Consider the following 21,752-nt stretch of genomic DNA (forward strand, 5'->3'; position numbering starts at 1 on the left):
TCAAATTTCTAGCGAAGGATTAGTTTAATTCTAAAGCAAGGTTAATCTGTCTGTTGATCGTCGTCAAGTAAAGCTTGAAGAAAAGGTTCAAGACTTTTGGGACGATAATCGGAAAAAGCCTTTAATCGTTTTACCACACTGTGATGAACAGTGACAACTTTTGTATTGAAATATCGCCATTGCTCACCTCCCAATAATCCCTTAACCGTATTATCGAACTTGATGGTCGGGTCTGGTTTAATTTGGAATTCCTCGGATTCAGAGGTGGTTGAGTCAAACTCTAATCCCAATTTTTTGGCTTGATTAATCATCCATTGTAAGGGGTAATCGGAAAGTCCTTGATATTCTTTTTTGCCACCACCTAGACAGGTATGTTCACCCACAAATAAAACTTCTTTAACAACTTGTTCGGGATTTTCTGGATTGGCTTTTATCGGAGTGGAAGGAAAGTTTTTACGTTTTTCATCAATGGCAACAGCATGAAAAGCATTCTGGATAATCGGACTTAATTTTGTATTACTAAATTCATATTTTTTATGATAAAACTTAGCCAGGGGAAACCAAGGAGTTAAATCAGGAATACCAAAACTACCAACTGTATCCCAACAACCTAACATCTTAACTGGAATACGATCTTGAAAATCTTCCTTTTCTGTCTCAATTTTTTTAGCATTAGCGGCACGGAATTGTTGAGCTTTGGCACTATCGGAACTAACGGTGTGGTCTCGATAGAGTTGATAAGCTAGGGGAATTTCTTTAATCTTAGAGCGTTTTAGGATTCCACATTTATCGATAAAACTAGCCAAACAACGAACGATATATGCTCCTCGACTAAAACCTAACAAATAAATTTCATCCTCGGTTGTGGGATTGTAGTTAAGGACGAGAAAACGATAGGCATCTTGAATCATCCGATCAAGGCCCCAGCCAAAAGTTTCATTCCCTAAACTTTTAATAAATTCGTTATCTTCGGGGGTGCCAGAACCTGACAAAAAGACGATTTGGGGGGTTTGATCCTCGGCAATATACTTAATAGATTCGGCGAATTTAACCACATTGGTGGGATAGGCACTGGTAGAGTCTTCCCAAGAACCATCACAACAAATAATTAACCGTTTTTTCTGGCTTGAATAAGTGAGGATATCCGGTTGAGAAATTGCTGTTTCACTAATCTCCTCAATTTCATTGCTGGCAAGAGCAGCTTCTGCGGCAATTATAATTGATTCTGAATTATCTTCCGGGGAAGGTTCTTGATTTTCTGCTGGAGCATCCTGTTCAACCACTTCTTCTTCTTCAAGGGAGTTAAAAATTTCGTTGACCATTGTTATCCTTTTCGCACTCCTTCTAGCTTTACTGCTAGTCTGAGTTTTTGATTTAGGGATCGAGGTCGGTTTGGAGGGAAGACTATCTAGTTGCCAGGTTGTCCCATAAAGAATACCATGATTGCTATAACTTGTTTGATCCTCGGCACTGCCATTGAGTGATAAATAAGTAACTAAGCCAAGGTCATCAACCCGGGGAGATTGATACATCGCGTTTTGGATTTCTTCTTGGCTAAGCGCTTGATTCCAAACAGAAAGTTCTGCAAGACAACCTTGCCAATAATGAGAGAGATTAACAGAGGCTCCCAAGATGATTTTTTCAATCCCCGTTAAGGCACGGTTATGACCGTTGCCACGATGCCAAATGATCCCATTGCGATAGATCAACATTCGGCCTGTGGTCGCATTTTTGACAAAGGCCCAATGAGTCCAATCACTATAATCCTTAAGCTTGACTTTTTTTTCAATTCGATCAAAACCTTCTTCATTTCCCGCATCCCAAAAAATAGCAGGTTTCACGGGATCGCCCCAAGGCAGGGTAGTATGTAGAACGCGGTTATTTTCCCGATTAACAGCTTCTAAAAGAGTCGTTTCTGTAGCTAAATTATTTTCCCCTTTTGCCCAAAATGTAATGGTAATACTCTGATCAATATCGAGAAATCCGTGGGATAGATCCATGTGATCATCGATGCCATTAAATTTTAGTACAGAGCGTTGTTCAGCCATTGGTTTTGTCATCGACTGGGGAAAAAAGAGGGAATGCTACCGCCTAGTTTAACACATTTTAGTTGTCTAGCGATATATATAAATAAATGTGTAAGTAGATGGGCGTAAAAAACTCTAAGCTCCCCCCGCCTGTCGGCACCCCCCTTATTAAGGGGGGCAGGGGGGATCGAGTGCAAAACCTATCTTCTATTTAATTGCAAACAGCTACTTAGGAGTCAACGACTAATATTCCAGAGCCGGCACTTGCTGGGGCCAGAAACTCAGAGGAGTTGACCCCAATCCCTATCGCCATCAATAGGCTTTGGTGGGATGCTCATGGCTGCCTGACATCCCTCCCCGGGCTGGTCATCAGCAAACCCTAGGTACTTATTGTAACTCTGACCAAATTCCGCGGCAGCGCTCTACAATTAGTCCCTGAAAAATTAATTGGGTTGCGGGATGAATCTCTACTTTATACAGAGCAAAAAGACCTGTTGGACTATTTAGATTCAACTCCCTTCGCGTTAGAGATAAAGCTTTTGTTCGGTGCATTTCCACCGCTTTTAGTAAGCCTGGATAACTGACATTACGCAGGGCTAATTGACCATTTTTTGTGAGATAAATGGCATCATTTTGCAAGAGATATTCCAAACTGATCAAACTAGCATGGACATCCACATCTTTTTCTAAACCCCCTAAACGGTGAGCATCTAAACCAAAGCGAATGCAGAAATTAACAGCGACTAATTTTCCCGCTTCTTCGGCAGGTAAAGCACAGTCGGCAAATTCAAAGCCTAAACTATCTGAGCGCCACTCCTCGACTCCGGCATAGGTATAGTTTTGAAACAGTTTATTTTTGAGTTTTAAGTCAAATCCTAACCCACTAGCATGACCCGCTTCATGGAATTGGGTATCGAGATGACGATAGCGTTCACCATTAATTTGATCCTCCAGGGGTCCTAATAGCAAATCGGCCGTTTCTGGCTCAAAAATTTTTCGGATACATTCGTAGCTAGATCCAGAAAAGCGTCGTTTTTGCTCACTGGCATTATTTAAAGCTGGCCCCTGAACACTATTGGGAAAAGTCCACCTATGGGGAACGATAAAAGCCTCCCCCTTTTCACCTTTAATCGTGCCACAACTGGCAATTTCAGTAAAGGATAAATTTCTAGGAATCGGTTGTCTTAGACTGCCAAATTTTTCACGAGTCAAGCTTTCTAGTTGTTCGATAGAAGGTTGACTATTTTGGTGAATTTTTCCGTAAATCGCACTCAAAGTGAGTTGTCGTTCTCCCTGACGATTGATGCGATAGGGAGCAATCATGAGAAAATAACCATTTTTACCGATAAAATTCAGATTAATGAAATCTTCTGATAAAATGCTCCAGTCGTTGGTTTCTAAAGCCTCTGCTGTTTTCCACAGCCACTGAGCCGGAATTTCACAGCCATCTGCTTCCTGTTGACGCAGTTTTTTCGCCGCAATTGCAATTTTATTTTGCTCGATATCTTGGACGATTTCTTGGAAGAACTGTTGTTGATTAACCAGGGTTTGATTCATTTTTTGGGTAGCTAAGTTGGTGTAATGGTTTAACGTTGTTTTTTGACCGGTCTCTCATCGGCTAAACTCTTAGCCATTTTAAGATTTTAGGGTCTTTGTCATAGCGATAGGTCAGTCCATCTTTCCCCGTAATTGATTTTCCCTGACTGGCTTTGCTTCTGATGCTACTAAGGGAATAGTCGCTTAATTCCTTCATTTGTGCATGGGAAAGTCCCTCTTCGACTTCTGTTAAGATTGTTGTCGTTGGCGATTCGGGGGGGGGTTCCCCGGCAGAATTGATTTTAGGATTGACCTCGGTTTCCTGATTCGCTAAATCTTCGAGCCTATCTTGAGAATTATCGACAGAAATGTTAATAATTTCTTTCACTTTTTGTCGGCGATATTCCTCCACTGTAAGCAGTTGCCAATGGGAATTACTAGAGAGTTCTAAAACCCATTGATGATAGTTAAAGAGACTTTCCCGATGTCCGACACTAATAAAAGTTGTGTGAGTTTTCTGCAATTGCCGATATAAATTTTCCTCATTGTTTAAGTCCAAAGCACTTGTGGCTTCATCGAGGATAGTAAAACTGGGACGGGTAATTAAGACCCTGGCAAAAGCCAAACGTTGTTGTTCTCCCAGGGACAAAATGTTTTCCCAAGGCTCTTCTGTATCAAAGCTATCGACTCGATTTAGTAAATTTTGGAGATTGACTTCTTGCAAAACTTCCCTTAATTTTATCTCATTGGTTTCTTGATTGCGATTGGGATAAAGTAACTGTTCTCGCAAGGTTCCTAATATTATATAGGGACGTTGGGGCAGAAACAATACTTCTTCTAGGGGGGGACGCACTAATCGGCCGGTTCCTGCATTCCATAAACCGGCGATAGCGCGTAGCAAAGAACTTTTACCCCGACCACTCGGCCCGACAATTAATAAACCTTGTCCAGGCTGAACAGAAAGGGAGAGGTTTTCGACAATTACCTGTTCATAATCGGGAGTTTGCAAGGTGACATCTTCAAAGGAAAATTGGGTTTCTTCGATAGTTGTAATCGTGCTTAAATTTTCTGGTTGTTTAATGACTTCTTCTAAGGCTTGGGAAAATTGCGATAGACGTTCAACATAACTGCTAAATTGTGCCGAAGTGCCAAATTCACTAATTAATTCCGCCAGCGCCGTAGCAAACAAATTAGCCGCTAAACAGGCTTGCCCGACCTGTCCGAAACTAATGCCCTCACTATTGATATACAAAGGACCCAAAATGACAAAAGTAAATACTTGAATTGCCGCCTGATAGCCCCGACTAAAAATTTCTGTGCCTCTCTCCCAATCAATTTTACGTTTAGCGCTGTCTAAGAGTTTATTAAATCGCCGCTGAATAATATTTAATTCCTGATTTTCTCCCTCAAAGAAAGCGATTGACTCCGCATGATTACGAATGTGGGTTAGAGCATAATTGTAGTTAGCCTTAAGTTCTAATTCTTCTTGAGTAATTTTATTTAAAGCTTGGTTAAAATAGATAGCAATGACGTTACCGAGAATTGTCCAAACGACTAAAATAATGGCGACAGAGGAAGAAATTGACCAGAGAATCACTAAAAAAGTGATCATATCTAGGACATTTTCTAGGGCAACGGCAAAAAAGGAGAGAGCTTTACTGGTAATCGGCTCAATTTCCTGGGATAAACGCTGATCTGGGTTGTCGATATCGGATTTAAAATTAATTCTGTAATAGGCGCGATTATGCAAATATTTGTTGAGAATCCAGTCATTGAGCCAAGCATACCAATCGAGGGCGATTCTTTTCCTGAGAAATTTAAGCAAGCCAACCAAAAGGGTGACAAAGAGCAGTCCAACCGCAAAAACTACCAAAGTTTTGACAAATTTATCAAAATCACTTTTTTCAAGAATGACATCAACTAAGTAATTACTAACAAAGCTATTGAAGGCATTTAATCCCACAACTCCTAGGATTACCCCGATTAGTAGGATGAGCATTGCCCAAGCTTGAATCACATCGGCAAAAGTCCTTCCCCCCGACTCGGTAGGATACCAATAGGGAGCAGCGATCAGCTTGACACTGTGCCAAAATTTGCTGACATCGGAGATAATATTAGTCGTCGATCGATCTTGAGGGACTTTGGCGGACATATAGAATTTATATTTGAGTTGTGGACATTTTGCTGGAATGATTTTAGATTTTGGCTGGATTGGCGGAGTAGAAGGCAATTGGCGAAAATATAATGCTCCCCGACAATTTTAAGGTTATTGTGCTTGAGTTGTGGTAACATACTCCCGTCGCTTTATCTGTCAGCATAGAGCGATGGCTTTCTCAGCCCCCCTGCTACTGCTTTTTTAACCCTCGTTATCTTACTACAAGTAACCGTTGTTTTGATAGCTAAAGCTAGTGAGCGCTTCTCAGACTACCACATATTACCGAATTTCGTTGACCATGACAAATTTTCTTTTCTCTTCCATGACAAATTTCCTTTCCTATGATAGGATGTCAGGACACAAGGGACGGCTATGACCTGCTTGTCTGACTTGCTCGCCTTAGCTTCTTTTTTTGCTTTTCTCAACTTTGTCTTTCTGTCGCCTTTAACAGACTAACCCATGCCAGTAATACCAGCCTTTGCTAATCAGAAAATAGAGTTTACAGATATACTATATATTCCCTATTATGTCGGTGAACAAGTTAAACTTTTGCGCCAACGCTATTTTGGCAATGTTGTCTTTATTCATATTAATAAGACAGGTGGCAGAAGTATTGAGAAATCTCTAAATTTACCTTTTGAGCATAAAACTGCTTTAGAAAAAATTGACGAAATGGGCAAACAAAGGTGGGAGCGAGTATATAAATTTACAAGTGTTAGAAATCCTTGGGACAAAGTTATTTCTCACTTTCATTATCGTGTTGAAACCAATCAGACAAATTTAAGGACAAAACCAATAAAATTTAAAGAGTGGGTTAAGTTGACCTACGGGAATAAAGATCCTTTGTATTATGACATCCCTAAAATGTTTATGCCTCAGTTGGATTGGATTACAGATCATGAAGGGAAAATTTTAGTAGATTTTATCTGCCGTTTTGAAAATCTTAATAACGACTTCAGTGTCCTATGTGAAAAACTTGGTATAAATGCGACTTTACCTCATATTAATTCCTCAAAACATGGCAACTACCGTGAATATTACGATGATGATACTATTGAGATTATCGCAAAATACTTTAGCAGAGATATAGAGAAATTTGGCTATAAATTTTGATATATTGGATTAACTAGGAAAACCGTTTGAAGATAAAATCAGATAGACTTCGTATTGTCGCTGCCAACAGAGTAACCCATGCCAATAATGAAAGCACTTGCTAATCATAAAATCGTTATTACAGCTACATTTACCAGTGAACCAGTGGAGGATTCCCTGTCATATTGGCTCAAAAAAATAGGATTTCCTTATTCAATAGAATTTGCTCAGTACAATCAAGTCTTTCAAGAATTACTCAATCCTGCTAGTCTTTTAGCGACTAATCAAAATGGGGTTAATGTGATTCTGGTTAGGTTTGAAGACTGGGAAGGAAGTAAAAACAAGGCCGAATTGACCTTAGAGCAAACCCTTAGAGACTTTGGTAATGCCTTGAAAACGGCGACAATGCGCTCACCAATTCCCTATTTAGTCTGTGTCTGTCCCCCCTCTCCAACCCATGATACAACGTTCAATAGTTTACATGAGAAATTACAAGAACAATTAGACCGTGATCTCCAGAATATCCCTAGCATATATCTAATTAAAAGTCAAGCATTACTCAAGACTTATCCTGTACAAGAGTATTATGATCCTTATGGAGAAGAACTAGGAAATATTCCCTATACCTTGGCTTTTTTTGCGGCTTTGGGGACAATATTAGCGCGAAAAATCTTAGCCTTGATAAACTCTCCTTACAAAGTGATTGTCCTTGACTGCGACAATACATTATGGCATGGGGTTTGTGGAGAAGATGGAGTTAAGGGAGTGAAAATTGATGCTCCATTTCGAGCTTTACAAGAATTTATCATCGCACAGCAAGCAGCAGGAAAGTTAATCTGTTTATCTAGTAAGAATCAACCAGAGGATGTCTTTGCCATTTTTGAAAGACATCCCGATATGTTGCTTAAGGAAAATCATTTAGTAAATTGGCGCATTAACTGGCAAGAAAAATCTCAGAATTTGCAATCCTTAGCGGAGGAATTACAACTAGGATTAGATAGCTTTATTTTTATTGATGATAATCCGGTTGAGTGTGCGGAAGTTAGAGCAAACTGTCCAGAAGTTTTGACATTACAACTTCCTGAAAATTGCGATCATATTCCAAAATTTTTAGAACATATTTGGGCTTTTGATCAACTCAAAACCACTCAAGAAGACCGACAAAGAACTAATCTTTATCAACAGAATATTCAGCGTCAGAATTTACAAAAATATTCCCTTTCTTTTGAGGATTTTCTCGGCCAACTCAACTTAGAAATAGAGATTTCCCCGATGCAAACGGAGGAATTGACGCGAGTTGCCCAACTTACTCAACGTACTAACCAATTTAACTTAACAACTATCCGACGCTCAGAATCCCAAATTCAAAAACTTTGTGGTCTAGGGGAATTAGACTGTCGAGTGGTTAAAGTAAAAGATCGTTTTGGGGATTATGGTTTAGTTGGTTTGCTATTATTTACTGCTCAAGAAAAATCCCTGATTGTCGATACATTTTTGCTCAGTTGTCGAGTATTGGGTCGCGGTGTAGAACATAAAATGTTAGCTTATTTGGGTACAATTGCTCAACAAAAAGGGTTAGAACAACTCAAACTTATTTATAAACCTACCCCCAAAAATCAACCAATTTGGGATTTTTTAAGGACTGTTGGTCAAGAATTTCAGCAGGAAAAAGAGGAGAGATATTTATTTAATTTTCCTAGTTATATTGCGTCTAAAGTTAATTTCACTCCTCTCGGTGATGAACATAAAATAGCTACTAAAAATTCATCTAAAACAGTTAAGAGAATTATCCGATCAGAGTTTTTTGAAGAGATTGGAAATAACTTATATGATGCTCAACTAATTCTGCGAACAATTAATTCTCAAAACCAGCGTCAACGGACTCAGTTAGACACAGAATTTATTGCTCCTCGTACTCCTCTAGAAAAAGTGATTGCTTCTCTATTCGCAGAAGTCCTTAAACTTGACAGAGTGGGGAGAGATGACGATTTTTTTGAGCTTGGTGGTGATTCAATTCGGGGAGCAATTCTAATTAATAAACTGCAAGCACAACTAAACGAAATTATTCACTTTATTGTTTTATTTGACAGAAAGACTGTTAAGGAATTAGCCGGATATATAGAGGAACATTATCCAAAAGCAGTTACCAAAATACTAGGTAAAGAAAGAACCGAAATTAACAACCTACCACAGGAGCGCATTGCTGAAGCTAAAGTGTTACAAATGCGCTCCCTAATTCCTGCTCTTAGCAGCCCAATAGATGATGACAATAGCAAAAATCCACCAGCTATATTTATCCTTTCTCCTTATCGTAGCGGTTCCACCTTACTCCGCGTTATCTTAGGAGGAAATCCACAGCTTTTTGCACCTCCAGAATTGGAGCTACTAGGGTTTAATATTCTTAGGGAAAGAAAGGCGAAATTTTCTGGCCGTTACAAATTCTGGATGGAAGGAACAATTCGCACCATCATGGAAATTAAGGGGTGTAATGCTGAAAAAGCGATCGCAATTATGGAAGAATTAGAAGAGAAAAATCTGACTAGCAAACAGTTTTACCGTCTTCTACAGGGATGGTTGGGAGATAAAATCTTAGTGGATAAAACTCCATCCTATTCTCTAGATTTAGAAACTCTAAAACGAGCAGAAATAAATTTTGATAACCCTCTATATATTCATCTGGTGCGTCATCCTTTAGGAATGATTCACTCTTATGAAGAAGCTAAAATTGAGCAAATATTTCCCTATCAAAATCCTTTCAATGATCGAGAACTTGCCGAACTCATTTGGCTGATTAGCCATCAAAATATCTGCGAATTTCTACAACAAGTTTCTCCCCAACGTCAGTATCAAGTTAAATTTGAAGACATCGTTAAGCAGCCACAGAAAACCCTAGAGAGTTTATGTCAGTTTTTAGGAGTAGAATTTAATCCTGATATGCTGCAACCCTACCAAGAGAAAAAGCATCGCATGACTGACGGTATTTATGCCGAATCTAGAATGCTAGGAGATGTAAAATTTCATCAACATCAAAGCATTAATCCTAACACCATTGAGCAATGGAAAGATTACTACAACACTGACTTTTTAGGTAATGTAACTTGGCAACTAGCAGAGTCTTTTGGCTATCCGAAAAATAACAATAATATTCCTCAAATTAGTCGAAAAAATCCCGCCGAACCTCAGACTTTCCCGGTTTCTTTTGCTCAACAGCGACTATGGATTTTAGCGCAATTAGAACCAGACAGCTCTTTTTACAATATGTTTAAAGCGGTTCATCTTCAGGGACGCATAAATATAGAAATTTTAGAACTTAGTCTTAACGAAATTGTCCGTCGTCACGAAATTCTACGCACTAATTTTAAGGAAGTAGCAGAAACTCCAGTACAGGTAATTGCTCCCCGCGCAACTCTGAAAATTTCGGTTGTGGACCTACAAGGATTATCAGGACAAGAACAGTCACAACAATTACAACTTTTAGCAACTGAGGATCAATTACAACCTTTTGACCTGACTACGGGAATATTGCTAAGAGTCACCTTAGTGCAACTTAAATCAGAATCATCAGCTTTGTTATTGACCATGCACCACATTATTAGTGATGGTTGGTCAATGGGAGTATTGCTCAAAGAATTGTCAAGTTTATATCAAGGATTTTTGCTTGATGATGGTTCTGTTCTCTCAGAATTGCCGATTCAATATGCCGATTTTACAATTTGGCAACGACAATGGTTACAAGGAGAAACTCAAGGTTTTATCACCATCCAAAACCAAATTAATTACTGGAAACAACAGTTAGCCGCAGCCCCTCCTTTGCTAGAATTACCTACGGACAGACCCCGTCCCTCTGTGCAAACTTTCCGAGGTGGATGTTTTTCCTTCCAGTTAGATGCCAAACTGACAGCATCTCTAAAAGAACTCAGCCACAAATCAGCAACTACCCTATTTATGACGTTGATGGCGGCTTATGTTACTCTATTATTCCGCTATAGTGGTCAAGATGATATTCTGGTAGGAACACCGATTGCCAATCGCAACTATCAAGAATTAGAAGGATTAATTGGCTTTTTTGTGAATACCCTAGTGATGCGAACTCGCTTAGAAGGTAATCCCAGTTTTGAAGAATTATTAAGACAAGTGCGTTCTGTTTGTACGAATGCTTATGCTAACCAAGACGTTCCTTTTGAGCAGATTATCGAAACTTTGCAAATAGAGCGCAGTCTTAGTCACAGTCCTTTGTTTCAGGTGATGTTTGTTTTACAAAATGTGGCAATGGAGGAATTAGAAAATCCTGAGTTAAAAATATCGCATCTACCTCTAGATAATGTTAACGCCAAGTTTGATCTCACCTTACAAATGTGGGAAACAAATACAGAAGAAGGCAACTCTCTCCAAGGATTTTGGCAATATAATAAAGATTTATTTGATCAAAATACAATTGCTCGCATGACTGGTCATTTTCAGACATTATTAGAGACAATTGTTACTAATCCGCAAGAGTCGGTAGGAACCTTGCCATTACTAACAAAAAAAGAGCGTCATCAACTGTTAGTAGAATGGAATAATACTGATACACCATACAGTTATACTCAGTGTATTCATCAGTTATTTGAAGAGCAGGTAAAACGGACTCCTGATGCTGTAGCTGTAGTATTTAAAGGTGAAAAATTAACCTATAATGAGTTAAATCATCGAGCTAATCAGTTAGCCCATTATTTGCAATCTTTGGGAGTAAAACCTGATCAATTAGTGGGGATTTGTCTTGAGCGTTCTTTAGAGATGATTGTGGGGTTATTGGGGATATTAAAAGCGGGTGGTGCTTATGTTCCTCTTGACCCAGAATATCCGATTGAACGGTTAAGCTTCATGTTAGAAGATGCTCAATTATCATTGCTGTTAACGCAACAAAAGCTAGGAGAAACTCTACCCCAACATCAAGCTTCGATTATTTATTTAGATAGCGACTGGGAAAAAATTGCTGAAAACAGCCATTCAAATCCAGAAAACACCGTCACTCCAGATAACTTAGCTTATGTTATTTACACTTCCGGTTCCACAGGTAAACCGAAAGGGGTGTTAGTCAATCACTCCAATGTCGTGCGATTATTTGCCGCTACAGATGCTTGGTATAATTTTAGTAGTCAAGATGTCTGGACTCTATTTCATTCCTACGCTTTTGACTTTTCGGTGTGGGAAATGTGGGGAGCTTTGTTATATGGTGGACGCTTGGTAGTTGTCCCCTACTTAATAACTCGTTCCCCCGAAGCATTTTATCAGCTATTATGTCAAGAAAAAGTAACAATTCTTAATCAAACTCCTACCGCTTTCCGTCAGTTAATTCAAGCTGAAGAATCCTTAAAAGGAAGTTTTCCCCCCTTATCAAGGGGGCTTAGGGGGGATCGTTCATCGACAACAGATAACGATTTAAGCTTACGTTTAGTTATTTTTGGAGGAGAAGCTTTAGAAATTAACAGCTTACAACCTTGGTTTCAGCGCCATGGCGACCAATGCCCCCAATTAATTAATATGTACGGAATTACAGAAACTACCGTTCATGTCACCTATCGACCATTAAGTATGACCGACTTGGATAGTACAGCTAGTGTGATTGGTCGTCCCATTCCCGACTTACAGGTATATTTACTAGACCAACATTTACAACTTGTACCGGTTGGTGTACCCGGGGAGATGTATGTGGGAGGTGCAGGAGTAACAAAAGGTTATCTCAATCGTCCTGAATTAACAACAGAAAGGTTTATTTCTAGTCCTTTTGAGAAGGATGAAGTGATCCCCCCAAACCCCCTTAATAAGGGGGGCAATGAGCCGTCAAAATTATATAAAACGGGAGATTTAGCCCGTTATTTACCTAAGGGAGAATTAGAATATTTAGGACGCATTGACAATCAGGTTAAGATTCGGGGTTTTCGGATTGAGTTGGGGGAAATCGAAGCATTATTAGCATCTCATCCCCAGATTTGGGAAACAGTAGTAATAGTGAGGGATGATACCACAGGAGATAAACGTCTTGTGGCCTACATTGTGCCACAATCGGAAAAAACGATTACCATTAACGAAATACGGCAATTCCTGAAAGCTCAATTACCCGGTTACATGATACCTAATGCTTTCGTTATTTTAGATGCCTTACCCCTTACTGCTAATGGAAAAATAGATCGTCGTGCTTTACCCCCACCAGAATCTAGTAGTGAACCATCAGACAAATATGTTGCTCCGCGTACCCCGATCGAGGATATATTAGTAACTGTTTGGTCAGAAGTGCTAAAAGTCGAGAAAGTGGGTATAAATGATAACTTCTTTGAACTGGGAGGCCATTCCCTACTAGCCACTAAATTAGTAGCACAGATACGTGATCGCTTGAAAGTTGAACTTCCCCTACGTCAGTTATTCAACTCGGCCACACTAGCAGAATTAGCCCAAGGGATTGAACAGTTAAAACAGGAAAAATCCGATACCATCGTTCCAGCAATTTTACCAAGAAAAAGAAAATGAATTTTGAAGAATTACCCCTATCTTATGCCCAACAGCGTTTATGGTTCTTAGATCAATTAGAACCAAACAGTCCCTTTTATAATATTTCCCTGGCCTTGCATTTAGCAGGAAATCTCCAGGTAGATGTCCTCGAAAAAAGCCTACAAGAAATTATTCAGCGCCATGAGTCCCTCCGCACAAATTTCGCCACTATTGAGGGAAATCCTGTACAAGTAATTAAACCAGAAAGTAATTGGCAATTAACGCTTGTCAATGGGAAAGACAGCCCAAAATATCGAGAAGAGCAGGAAATAAAAAAATGGCTAGAAATTGGCAGCCATCAACCTTTTGATTTAGCCAATGACTCCCTAATTAGAGCCACCCTACTCAAGTTATCAGACACAGAACATTTTTTGCTGATTTGTCTGCACCATATTGTCTCTGATGGTTGGTCAATGGGGGTATTTATTCAGGAATTGACAACCCTTTATAATGCCTATACTAAAGGTTTAGAACCTCTTTTACAAGAGTTACCAATCCAGTACGCAGATTTTGCAATTTGGCAAAGGGAATATTTGCAGGGAGAAATCCGACAAAATCAGTTAAATTACTGGCAAAAACAGTTAGCAGCAGCACCCGCTTTATTACATCTACCTACCGATTATCCCCGTCCTCTAGAACAAAGTTTTCAGGGAGATCGAATAAAATGTATCCTTTCTCCAGAACTTAGTCAAGGGTTAAATAAGCTGAGTCGGGAAAAAGGTGTCACCTTATTTATGACCCTCCTGACCGCATTTCAGACTCTACTCTATCGTTACACAGGACAAACAGACATTTTAGTCGGTACTCCCATCGCTAACCGTACTCGTAGTGAATTAGCTGGGTTAATCGGCTTTTTTGTCAATACCTTAGTCTTAAGAACAGATTTAGCAGGAAATCCCAGTTTTAGCGAGTTATTAAAACAGGTACGAGAAACAGCAACGGATGCTTACGACCATCAAGATTTACCTTTTGAGATGTTAGTAGAGGCCCTACAACCTGAAAGAAACATGAGTTATACTCCTCTATTTCAGGTGATGTTTGGTTTAGATAATGAAATTGTAGATAGTATAGATTTAGAAGGAATAAAAGCCACTCGTCAGCCTTTAGAATTTAAGACAGCCAAGTTTGACTTAAGTTTATCTATACAGGTAAAAGAAGCTGGATTAACTGCGATTTGGGAATATAATACAGATCTGTTTGACAAAAGCACAATTGAGCGACTATCAGAGCATTTTGTTAACCTATTAACTGGGATTATTGCTAATCCAGAACAAACCGTTAGCCAATTACCATTACTGACAGAAAGTGAGCGCAATCAGTTATTATTTGATTGGAATCAGACTAAAATTGACTACAAAAATGATTTGTGTCTGCATCAGTTGTTTGAACAACAAGTAAAACAGAATCCACAGGCGATCGCAGTTAAATTAGAAGATGAATTTTTAACCTACGAGGAGTTAAACTGTAAGGCTAATCAGTTAGCCCATTACCTACAATCTTTAGGGGTAAAAGCCGATAGTTTAGTCGGGATTTTTGTTGAACGTTCCCTAGACATGATTATCGGAATCCTGGGAATCCTTAAAGCTGGGGGAGCTTACGTTCCTTTAGATATTAATTATCCCCAAGAGCGAATTACCTATCTTATTGAAGATACTCAACTTAGTATTCTCCTGACTCAATCACAACTTCTGGAACAATTACCAGCATTTCAAGGAACAACCATCTGTTTAGACCAAGACTGGTCAACAATTGCCAAACAGAGTACAGTTAACCCTTTGGTAGCAGTTGAGCAGCACAATTTAGCCTATATTATCTACACCTCTGGCTCCACAGGTCAACCCAAAGGGGTAATGATTGAACATCGCTCAGTAGTCAACTATATCCTGACTACTATTCGAGAGTATGGTATTACCTCAGAGGATCAAATTCTGCAATTTTCTTCTATCTGCTTTGATCCTTCCGTTGAAGAAATCTTTGTTAGTTTGTTATCGGGTGCGACCTTGGTATTGCGAACAGAAGAGATGTTGCGCTCTAGTGAGTATTTTTGGCAATGTTGTCAAAAATGGCAATTAACGGTTTTAAGTTTTCCTACTGCCTATTGGCATCAATTAGCCGCTGAATTAACCCTTGATAATCTGCGAATTCTCTCAAATATTAAAGTAATTTTTATTGGTGGGGAAGCCATTCAACCCGCAAAGATCGAGCAATGGCAAACAATTACGGGTCAATATTCCCCTCTTCCTCGACTATTAAATGCTTACGGACCAACGGAAGCAACCATTTCGACGACTTTATATCAATTTACTTCACCAACTACCACCAATGTTCCCATTGGGCGACCCATCAGTAATACTCAGGTTTATATTCTTGATGCTTTCTTGCAACCTGTTCCTGTGGGGGTAGCTGGAGAATTACATATTGGTGGTATGGGATTAGCGCGGGGTTATTTTAATCGTCCAGAGTTAACACAAGAGAAATTTATCCCTAATTCTTTTGAGAAGGATGAAGTGATCCCCCCAACCCCCCTTAATAAGGGGGGCAATGAGCCGTCAAAATTATATAAAACGGGAGATTTATGTCGGTATTTACCCGATGGCAATATTGAGTATTTAGGACGGATTGATAATCAAGTAAAAATTCGGGGTTTTCGCATTGAATTGGGAGAAATTGAAACCGTTCTTAGTCAGCACAGTGGGGTAAAAACGGCTGTTGTTATTGCCCAAGAAGATGAGACAAATCAGAAACGTTTAGTCGCCTATATTATTCCCCAAATAGAGATTATTTCCGCCCCAAAAGAGGAAAATTCGCTTAATGTTACTGAACTGCGGCAATTCCTGAAAGCCAAGTTACCAGAGTATATGATTCCTAGTGCCTTTGTCATTTTGGAATCCCTACCCTTAACGCCCAATGGTAAGATCGATCATCGTGCTTTACCGTCCCCCGAATTCCAAAGCCAAGAGCAGTATATCGCGCCGCGTAACCCCATTGAGGAGATATTATCCTCGATTTGGGCAAAAGTGCTAAAAGTTGCACAGGTGGGAATTCACGACAACTTCTTTGAGTTGGGTGGACATTCATTATTAGCAACGCAACTAATTTCGCGCATCCGTGAGGCTTTTCAGGTAGAAATGCCCTTACGCGAGTTATTTGTTGCACCGACAATCGCCGAATTAGCCCAGGAAATACAACGGATTTCCGAAGGAGAACAACTAACTGAACTGCCGATTTTACCCAGGGACAAAACAGCAGAATTACCCCTATCTTTTGCTCAGACTCGTCTTTGGTTTTTGGCTGAATTTGAGTCGAATAGTTCTTTTTATAATATCCCCCTAGCCTTGCGTTTAGAGGGAACTTTAAACTCAGAAATCTTAATCCAGAGTTTAGAAGAAATTTGCGATCGCCACGAAGCTTTACGCACCAACTTTATTACTGTTGATGGTATCCCTACCCAGGTTATACAAGCACGAACCTGGACAGTTACGGTTGTTGATTTACAGCATTTATCTGGTAGTGAAAAAGTAATTGCGTCTCAAGAGTTAGCACAAAATCAAGCGATTCAACCCTTTGACTTAGCCGGTGAACCCTTAATCAGAATCACTTTAGTGGTGTTATCTGAAACGGAACATCTCTTATTAGTCTGTATGCACCACATTGTCAGTGATGGCTGGTCAATGGGGGTATTTCTTCAGGAACTAACCGCCCTCTATAATGCCTATATTCAGGGTTTATCTTCGCCTCTAAATCCCCTATCTATCCAGTATGGAGATTTTACCCTTTGGCAAAGACAATGGCTGCAGGGAGAGGTATTGCAACAGCAACTAGACTACTGGCAAAAACAGTTAGCCGGCGCACCAGCCCTCCTATCTTTACCAACAGATAGACCTCGACCCAATCAACAAAGTTTTGCTGGGGGACATTTACCCTTTAGCCTTTCCCTAGAATTAACCGAAAAACTGACCCAATTAACCCAGGAACAGGGTGTCACCTTATTTATGACCCTGTTAACCGCTTATGCTGTCTTACTTTACCGTTATACAGAACAGGAAGACATCTTAATTGGTACTCCCATTGCTAACCGTAATCGCGGTGAACTTGAAGGTTTAATCGGCTTTTTTGTCAATACTTTGGTTCTGCGAATTGACTTGTCAGGTAAGCCCAATTTTAATCAGTTATTGGGTCGAGTACGGGAAATGGCAATGGATGCCTATGCTCATCAGGATTTGCCCTTTGAAATGTTAGTAGAAGTCCTACAACCTGAACGAGATTTAAGTCACGCGCCTTTATTTCAAGTGGATTTTCTGCTGCAAAATAGTCCCCCGTCTCCCTTAGAACTAACAGGATTAACCGCCACTCCCCTCACCACAGAAAATGAGACGGCCAAATTTGATCTAACCCTGGCGATGGAGAATACAGGTGCAGAATTAAAAGGGGTATGGGAATATAATACCGATTTATTTGATCGCAGCACCATTGAGCGATTAACAGGGAATTTTATCACCTTGCTAGAAGCATTGGTTGTTAACCCGCAACAGCCAATCTTTCAACTACCATTATTAACCGAAGTAGAGGCAAAAGAATTATTAAAAGACTGGAATGCCACCGAAAAAGAATATCCTTTCCATCAGTGTATTCATCATTTATTTGAAGAACAAGCAGCACGAACCCCGGATGCAGTAGCAGTGGTCTTTGAAGGTCAAGAATTAACCTATCAAGACTTAAATATTCAGGCGAATCAATTAGCCCATTATCTCCAATCTTTGGGAGTAAATTCAGAAGTTTTAGTTGGTATTTATCTAGAGCGGTCGCTGTTAGTTATTGTCGGATTATTGGCAGTTCTCAAAGCTGGAGGAGCCTATATACCCTTAGATCCAGATTATCCCCAGCAACGGTTGACTTATATGGCAGAAGATGCCCAAATTTCTCTACTGCTAACTCAAGAAAGTTTACTCGATTCTTTGCCAGTAGAAGATGTGGGGGTAATTGTCTTAGATAAATTAGCTGAAAAATTGACAGTTCAAAGTCCAGAAAATCCCCTCAGTGAAGTGGTTCCAGAAAATCTACTATGCCTATTATATACATCTGGTTCCACAGGTAAACCTAAAGGAGTGATGTTAACTCACGCAGCTTTAGTTAATCATAGTTGGGGCATTAGTGAAGTATTCGGTTTAACAGAATCTGATCGCGTTTTACAGTTTGCTTCCTTTGGCTTTGATGTCGCTGCTGAAGAAATTTTTCCCACCTGGTTAAAAGGTGGCACAGTGGTTTTAAGACCGGGGCAAATGTTCGCAACTTTGACTGATTTTGCCGATTTTATCGAACAAGAAAGCCTCACCGTTTTAAATATTACCCCCGCCTATTGGCATGAATGGGCAATCACCGTTTCCCAATCATTAGCTACTGTACCATCCAGTCTGCGGGTTGTGGCCGTGGGAGGGGATGCAGTGTTACCAGAAACCGTCAATATTTGGCGACAAATGGTCGGAAAACGGGTTCAATGTATCAACGTTTATGGCCCCACAGAAGCGTCTGTAACTGCCATAGTTCATGACTTGCTAGATTATCAGTCAGAAAAAATCAATTCGGTGCTGATTGGTCGTCCCATTGCTAACACAAAAGCATACATCTTGGATCAAAATCTGCAACCCGTACCCATTGGAGTTAAGGGAGAATTGCATTTATGCGGTGTTCGTTTAGCGCGGGGTTATCTGAATCGTCCCGAATTGACTGCTGAAAAATTTATTGACAATCCCTTTGCTCATTCACCGTTCAATCATTTGTATAAAACGGGAGATTTAGCGCGTTATTTACCCGATGGTAATATTGAATGTTTTGGACGGATTGACAATCAGGTTAAAATTCGCGGATTCCGTATTGAGTTAGGAGAAATTGAAGCGGTACTTAACCAAAATATTGATGTACAAACATCTTGTGTAATTATTCGGGAAGATACTCCGGGGGATAAATATTTAGTCGCCTACATAGTGGCTCATTATGAACGGATACCGATGATTAGTGAACTGCGTCAGTTTCTGTCTAGTAAATTGCCTTTGTATATGGTTCCTCAAGCTTTTGTTTTTCTGGAATCTTTACCCCTTACTACTAATCGTAAGGTAGATCGTCGCGCTTTACCCGCACCAGATAAGATAGGGAATCGCCGGGATCAATATGTAGCACCACGCAATGGAATTGAAGAGATGTTGGTGCAAATTTGGACAGAAATACTCAAAATAGAGCAAGTGGGAATTTATGATAATTTCTTTGAAATTGGCGGCCATTCTCTCCTCGCAACTCAATTAGTTTCTCGGATTCGGAGTTTATTTAAAATAGAACTACCTTTGCGGAGTTTATTTGGTGCAGCTACGGTAGCCGAATTAGCGCATCTAATTGGACAATTACAGCAGCAAAATCTCACTCTAACAGTCCCCCCGATTTTACCGAGAACTAAGGATACAGAACTACCTCTATCTTTTGCTCAACAGCGTTTATGGTTTTTAGATCAATTGCAACCAAATAGCACTTTATATAATATACCGATGGTGTTGCATTTCCGAGGCAACCTCAATCAAAAGGCCTTAGAACAAAGTTTACAAGAAATTTGTGATCGCCATGAGGTATTACGGACTAATTTTGTCACGATTGATGGACAACCGACTCAGGTTATTCAAACAACAAGGGAGACAATATCGGTCGTTGATTTACAAGATTTACCCATCCATAAACAAGAAGAAAAAACACAGCAATTAAAGCAAAAACAAGCCACTCAACCCTTTGATTTAGCCAAAGAATCCTTAATCAGAATCACTTTAGTGGTGCTATCGGAGACGGAACATTTCTTATTAGTGTGTATGCACCACATTATTAGTGATGGTTGGTCAATCGAAGTATTTATTCACGAACTGACCAGCTTATATAATGCTTACACTCAAAATCATCCCGCAAATTTAGCTCCTTTACCGATTCAGTATGCAGATTTTGCACTCTGGCAAAAACAATGGTTACAAGGGGATGTCCTGCAAACTCAATTAAATTACTGGCAAAATCAACTAACAGCTGCACCCCCTTTATTATCGCTTCCCACAGACCACCCTCGGCCTGCGGTGCAAAGCTTTGTCGGTACTCAGCAAGAATTTTCCCTTTCCCCCAAACTTAGCCAAGCTTTGACTGAATTGAGTCGCCAACAAGGGGTGACATTATTTATGACGCTGTTGGCTGCTTTTGATGCTTTATTGTATCGTTATACAGGGTCGAGTGATATTTTGGTAGGAACTCCTATCGCTAACCGGAATCGCGGCGAAATTGAGGGTTTAATCGGCTTCTTTGTTAATACTTTAGTGATGCGGACGGATTTATCAGATAATCCGAGTTTTAGTCAGTTATTAACCCGTGTTCGGGAAGTGACAATGGATGCTTACGCGCATCAAGACTTACCCTTTGAAATGTTAGTCGAAGCGTTGCAACCGGAACGGGATTTGAGCCATACTCCCCTATTTCAAGTCGCTTTTGTCCTGCAAAATACACCTAAGTCTGAGATTGCAATGACGGGATTAACGGTGACAGATTTGCCACCGGAAAATACCACAGCTAAATTTGATTTAACCTTAGCTATGGTTAACACCGATGATGGCTTAAAAGGTGTCTGGGAATATAATACTGATTTGTTTGAGAGTAGCACTATTGAGCGATTATCAGGGCATTTTCTCAACTTATTAGGGGGAATTGTGGCCAATCCTCAAGCGCGGATTTCCCAATTACCCTTACTGACAGAAAGTGAGACTAATCAGTTATTAATTGAGTGGAACAATACTCAAGTTGACTATCCTGAGTATAAGTGTATTCATCAATTATTTGAAGAACAGGTAAAACGCACACCCGATGCGGTAGCAGTGGTATGTTCAGAGCAAAAATTAACCTACAATGAATTAAATTGTCGAGCTAATCAATTAGCCCATTATTTGCGGAAATTAGGAGTAAAACCAGATGAATTAGTGGGGATTTGTCTAGAGCGTTCCTTAGACATGATTGTGGGATTATTGGCTATTCTTAAAGTCGGTGGAGCTTATGTTCCTATTGACCCAGATTATCCCCAAAAACGCATTAGCTTTATGCTCCAAGATACCCAGGTTAAAATAATATTAACCTGCGAATCTTTACAGAATTCCTTGCCAAATCATCAGACTATTGTTATCTGTTTAAACAAAGATTGGGAACAAATTAATCAGGCAAGTTTGGAGAATCTGAACAGCACAGTTTCTGCGGATAATTTAGCCTACGTTATTTATACTTCTGGTTCTACAGGAATACCCAAGGGTGTTATCGTCACTCATCAAGCAGTTAATCGACTGGTATTAAATACTAATTACATCCAGTTTACTCCTGATGACCGGGTTGTGCAAGCGTCTAATATTGCTTTTGAT

Annotated in this window: 6 protein-coding genes; 3 read left to right on the forward strand and 3 right to left on the reverse strand. The window is 39.8% G+C overall.

Going from position 1 to position 21,752, the window contains the following annotated elements:
* Nucleotides 1-41: 41 nt before the first annotated feature.
* The 3 genes from ACOCD9_RS13490 to ACOCD9_RS13500 all read right to left on the reverse strand — a co-directional run bounded on the left by ACOCD9_RS13490 (nt 42) and on the right by ACOCD9_RS13500 (nt 5,715).
* A complete protein-coding gene (locus tag ACOCD9_RS13490) occupies nt 42-2,048 on the reverse strand; it encodes a phospholipase effector Tle1 domain-containing protein (RefSeq protein WP_419547771.1) in 2,007 nt (668 codons plus the stop codon).
* A 366-nt stretch (nt 2,049-2,414) separates the two neighbouring features.
* Nucleotides 2,415-3,584 (reverse strand): DUF6014 family protein, encoded by a 1,170-nt coding sequence (locus ACOCD9_RS13495; protein WP_419547773.1) that lies wholly within the window; start codon nt 3,582-3,584, stop codon nt 2,415-2,417.
* Between the two features lie 61 nt (nt 3,585-3,645).
* On the reverse strand, nt 3,646-5,715 hold the full coding sequence (locus ACOCD9_RS13500; protein ID WP_419547774.1) for an ATP-binding cassette domain-containing protein: 2,070 nt from the start codon (nt 5,713-5,715) through the stop codon (nt 3,646-3,648).
* Nucleotides 5,716-6,177: 462 nt separating this feature from the next.
* Between ACOCD9_RS13500 and ACOCD9_RS13505 the strand changes: the two genes are divergently transcribed.
* The 3 genes from ACOCD9_RS13505 to ACOCD9_RS13515 form a co-directional block, all read left to right on the forward strand.
* The gene (locus ACOCD9_RS13505; protein ID WP_287700008.1) at nt 6,178-6,831 is read left to right on the forward strand and encodes a sulfotransferase family 2 domain-containing protein; all 654 of its coding nucleotides are present in this window, start codon (nt 6,178-6,180) and stop codon (nt 6,829-6,831) included.
* An 87-nt stretch (nt 6,832-6,918) separates the two neighbouring features.
* On the forward strand, nt 6,919-13,317 hold the full coding sequence (locus ACOCD9_RS13510; protein ID WP_419547775.1) for an amino acid adenylation domain-containing protein: 6,399 nt from the start codon (nt 6,919-6,921) through the stop codon (nt 13,315-13,317).
* On the forward strand, nt 13,314-21,752 hold an 8,439-nt coding region (locus ACOCD9_RS13515; RefSeq protein WP_419547776.1), incomplete at its 3' end, for an amino acid adenylation domain-containing protein. The genes ACOCD9_RS13510 and ACOCD9_RS13515, both read left to right, overlap by 4 nt.

This window comes from Microcystis sp. (assembly GCF_048564745.1).
GTDB lineage: Bacteria > Cyanobacteriota > Cyanobacteriia > Cyanobacteriales > Microcystaceae > Microcystis > Microcystis ichthyoblabe_A.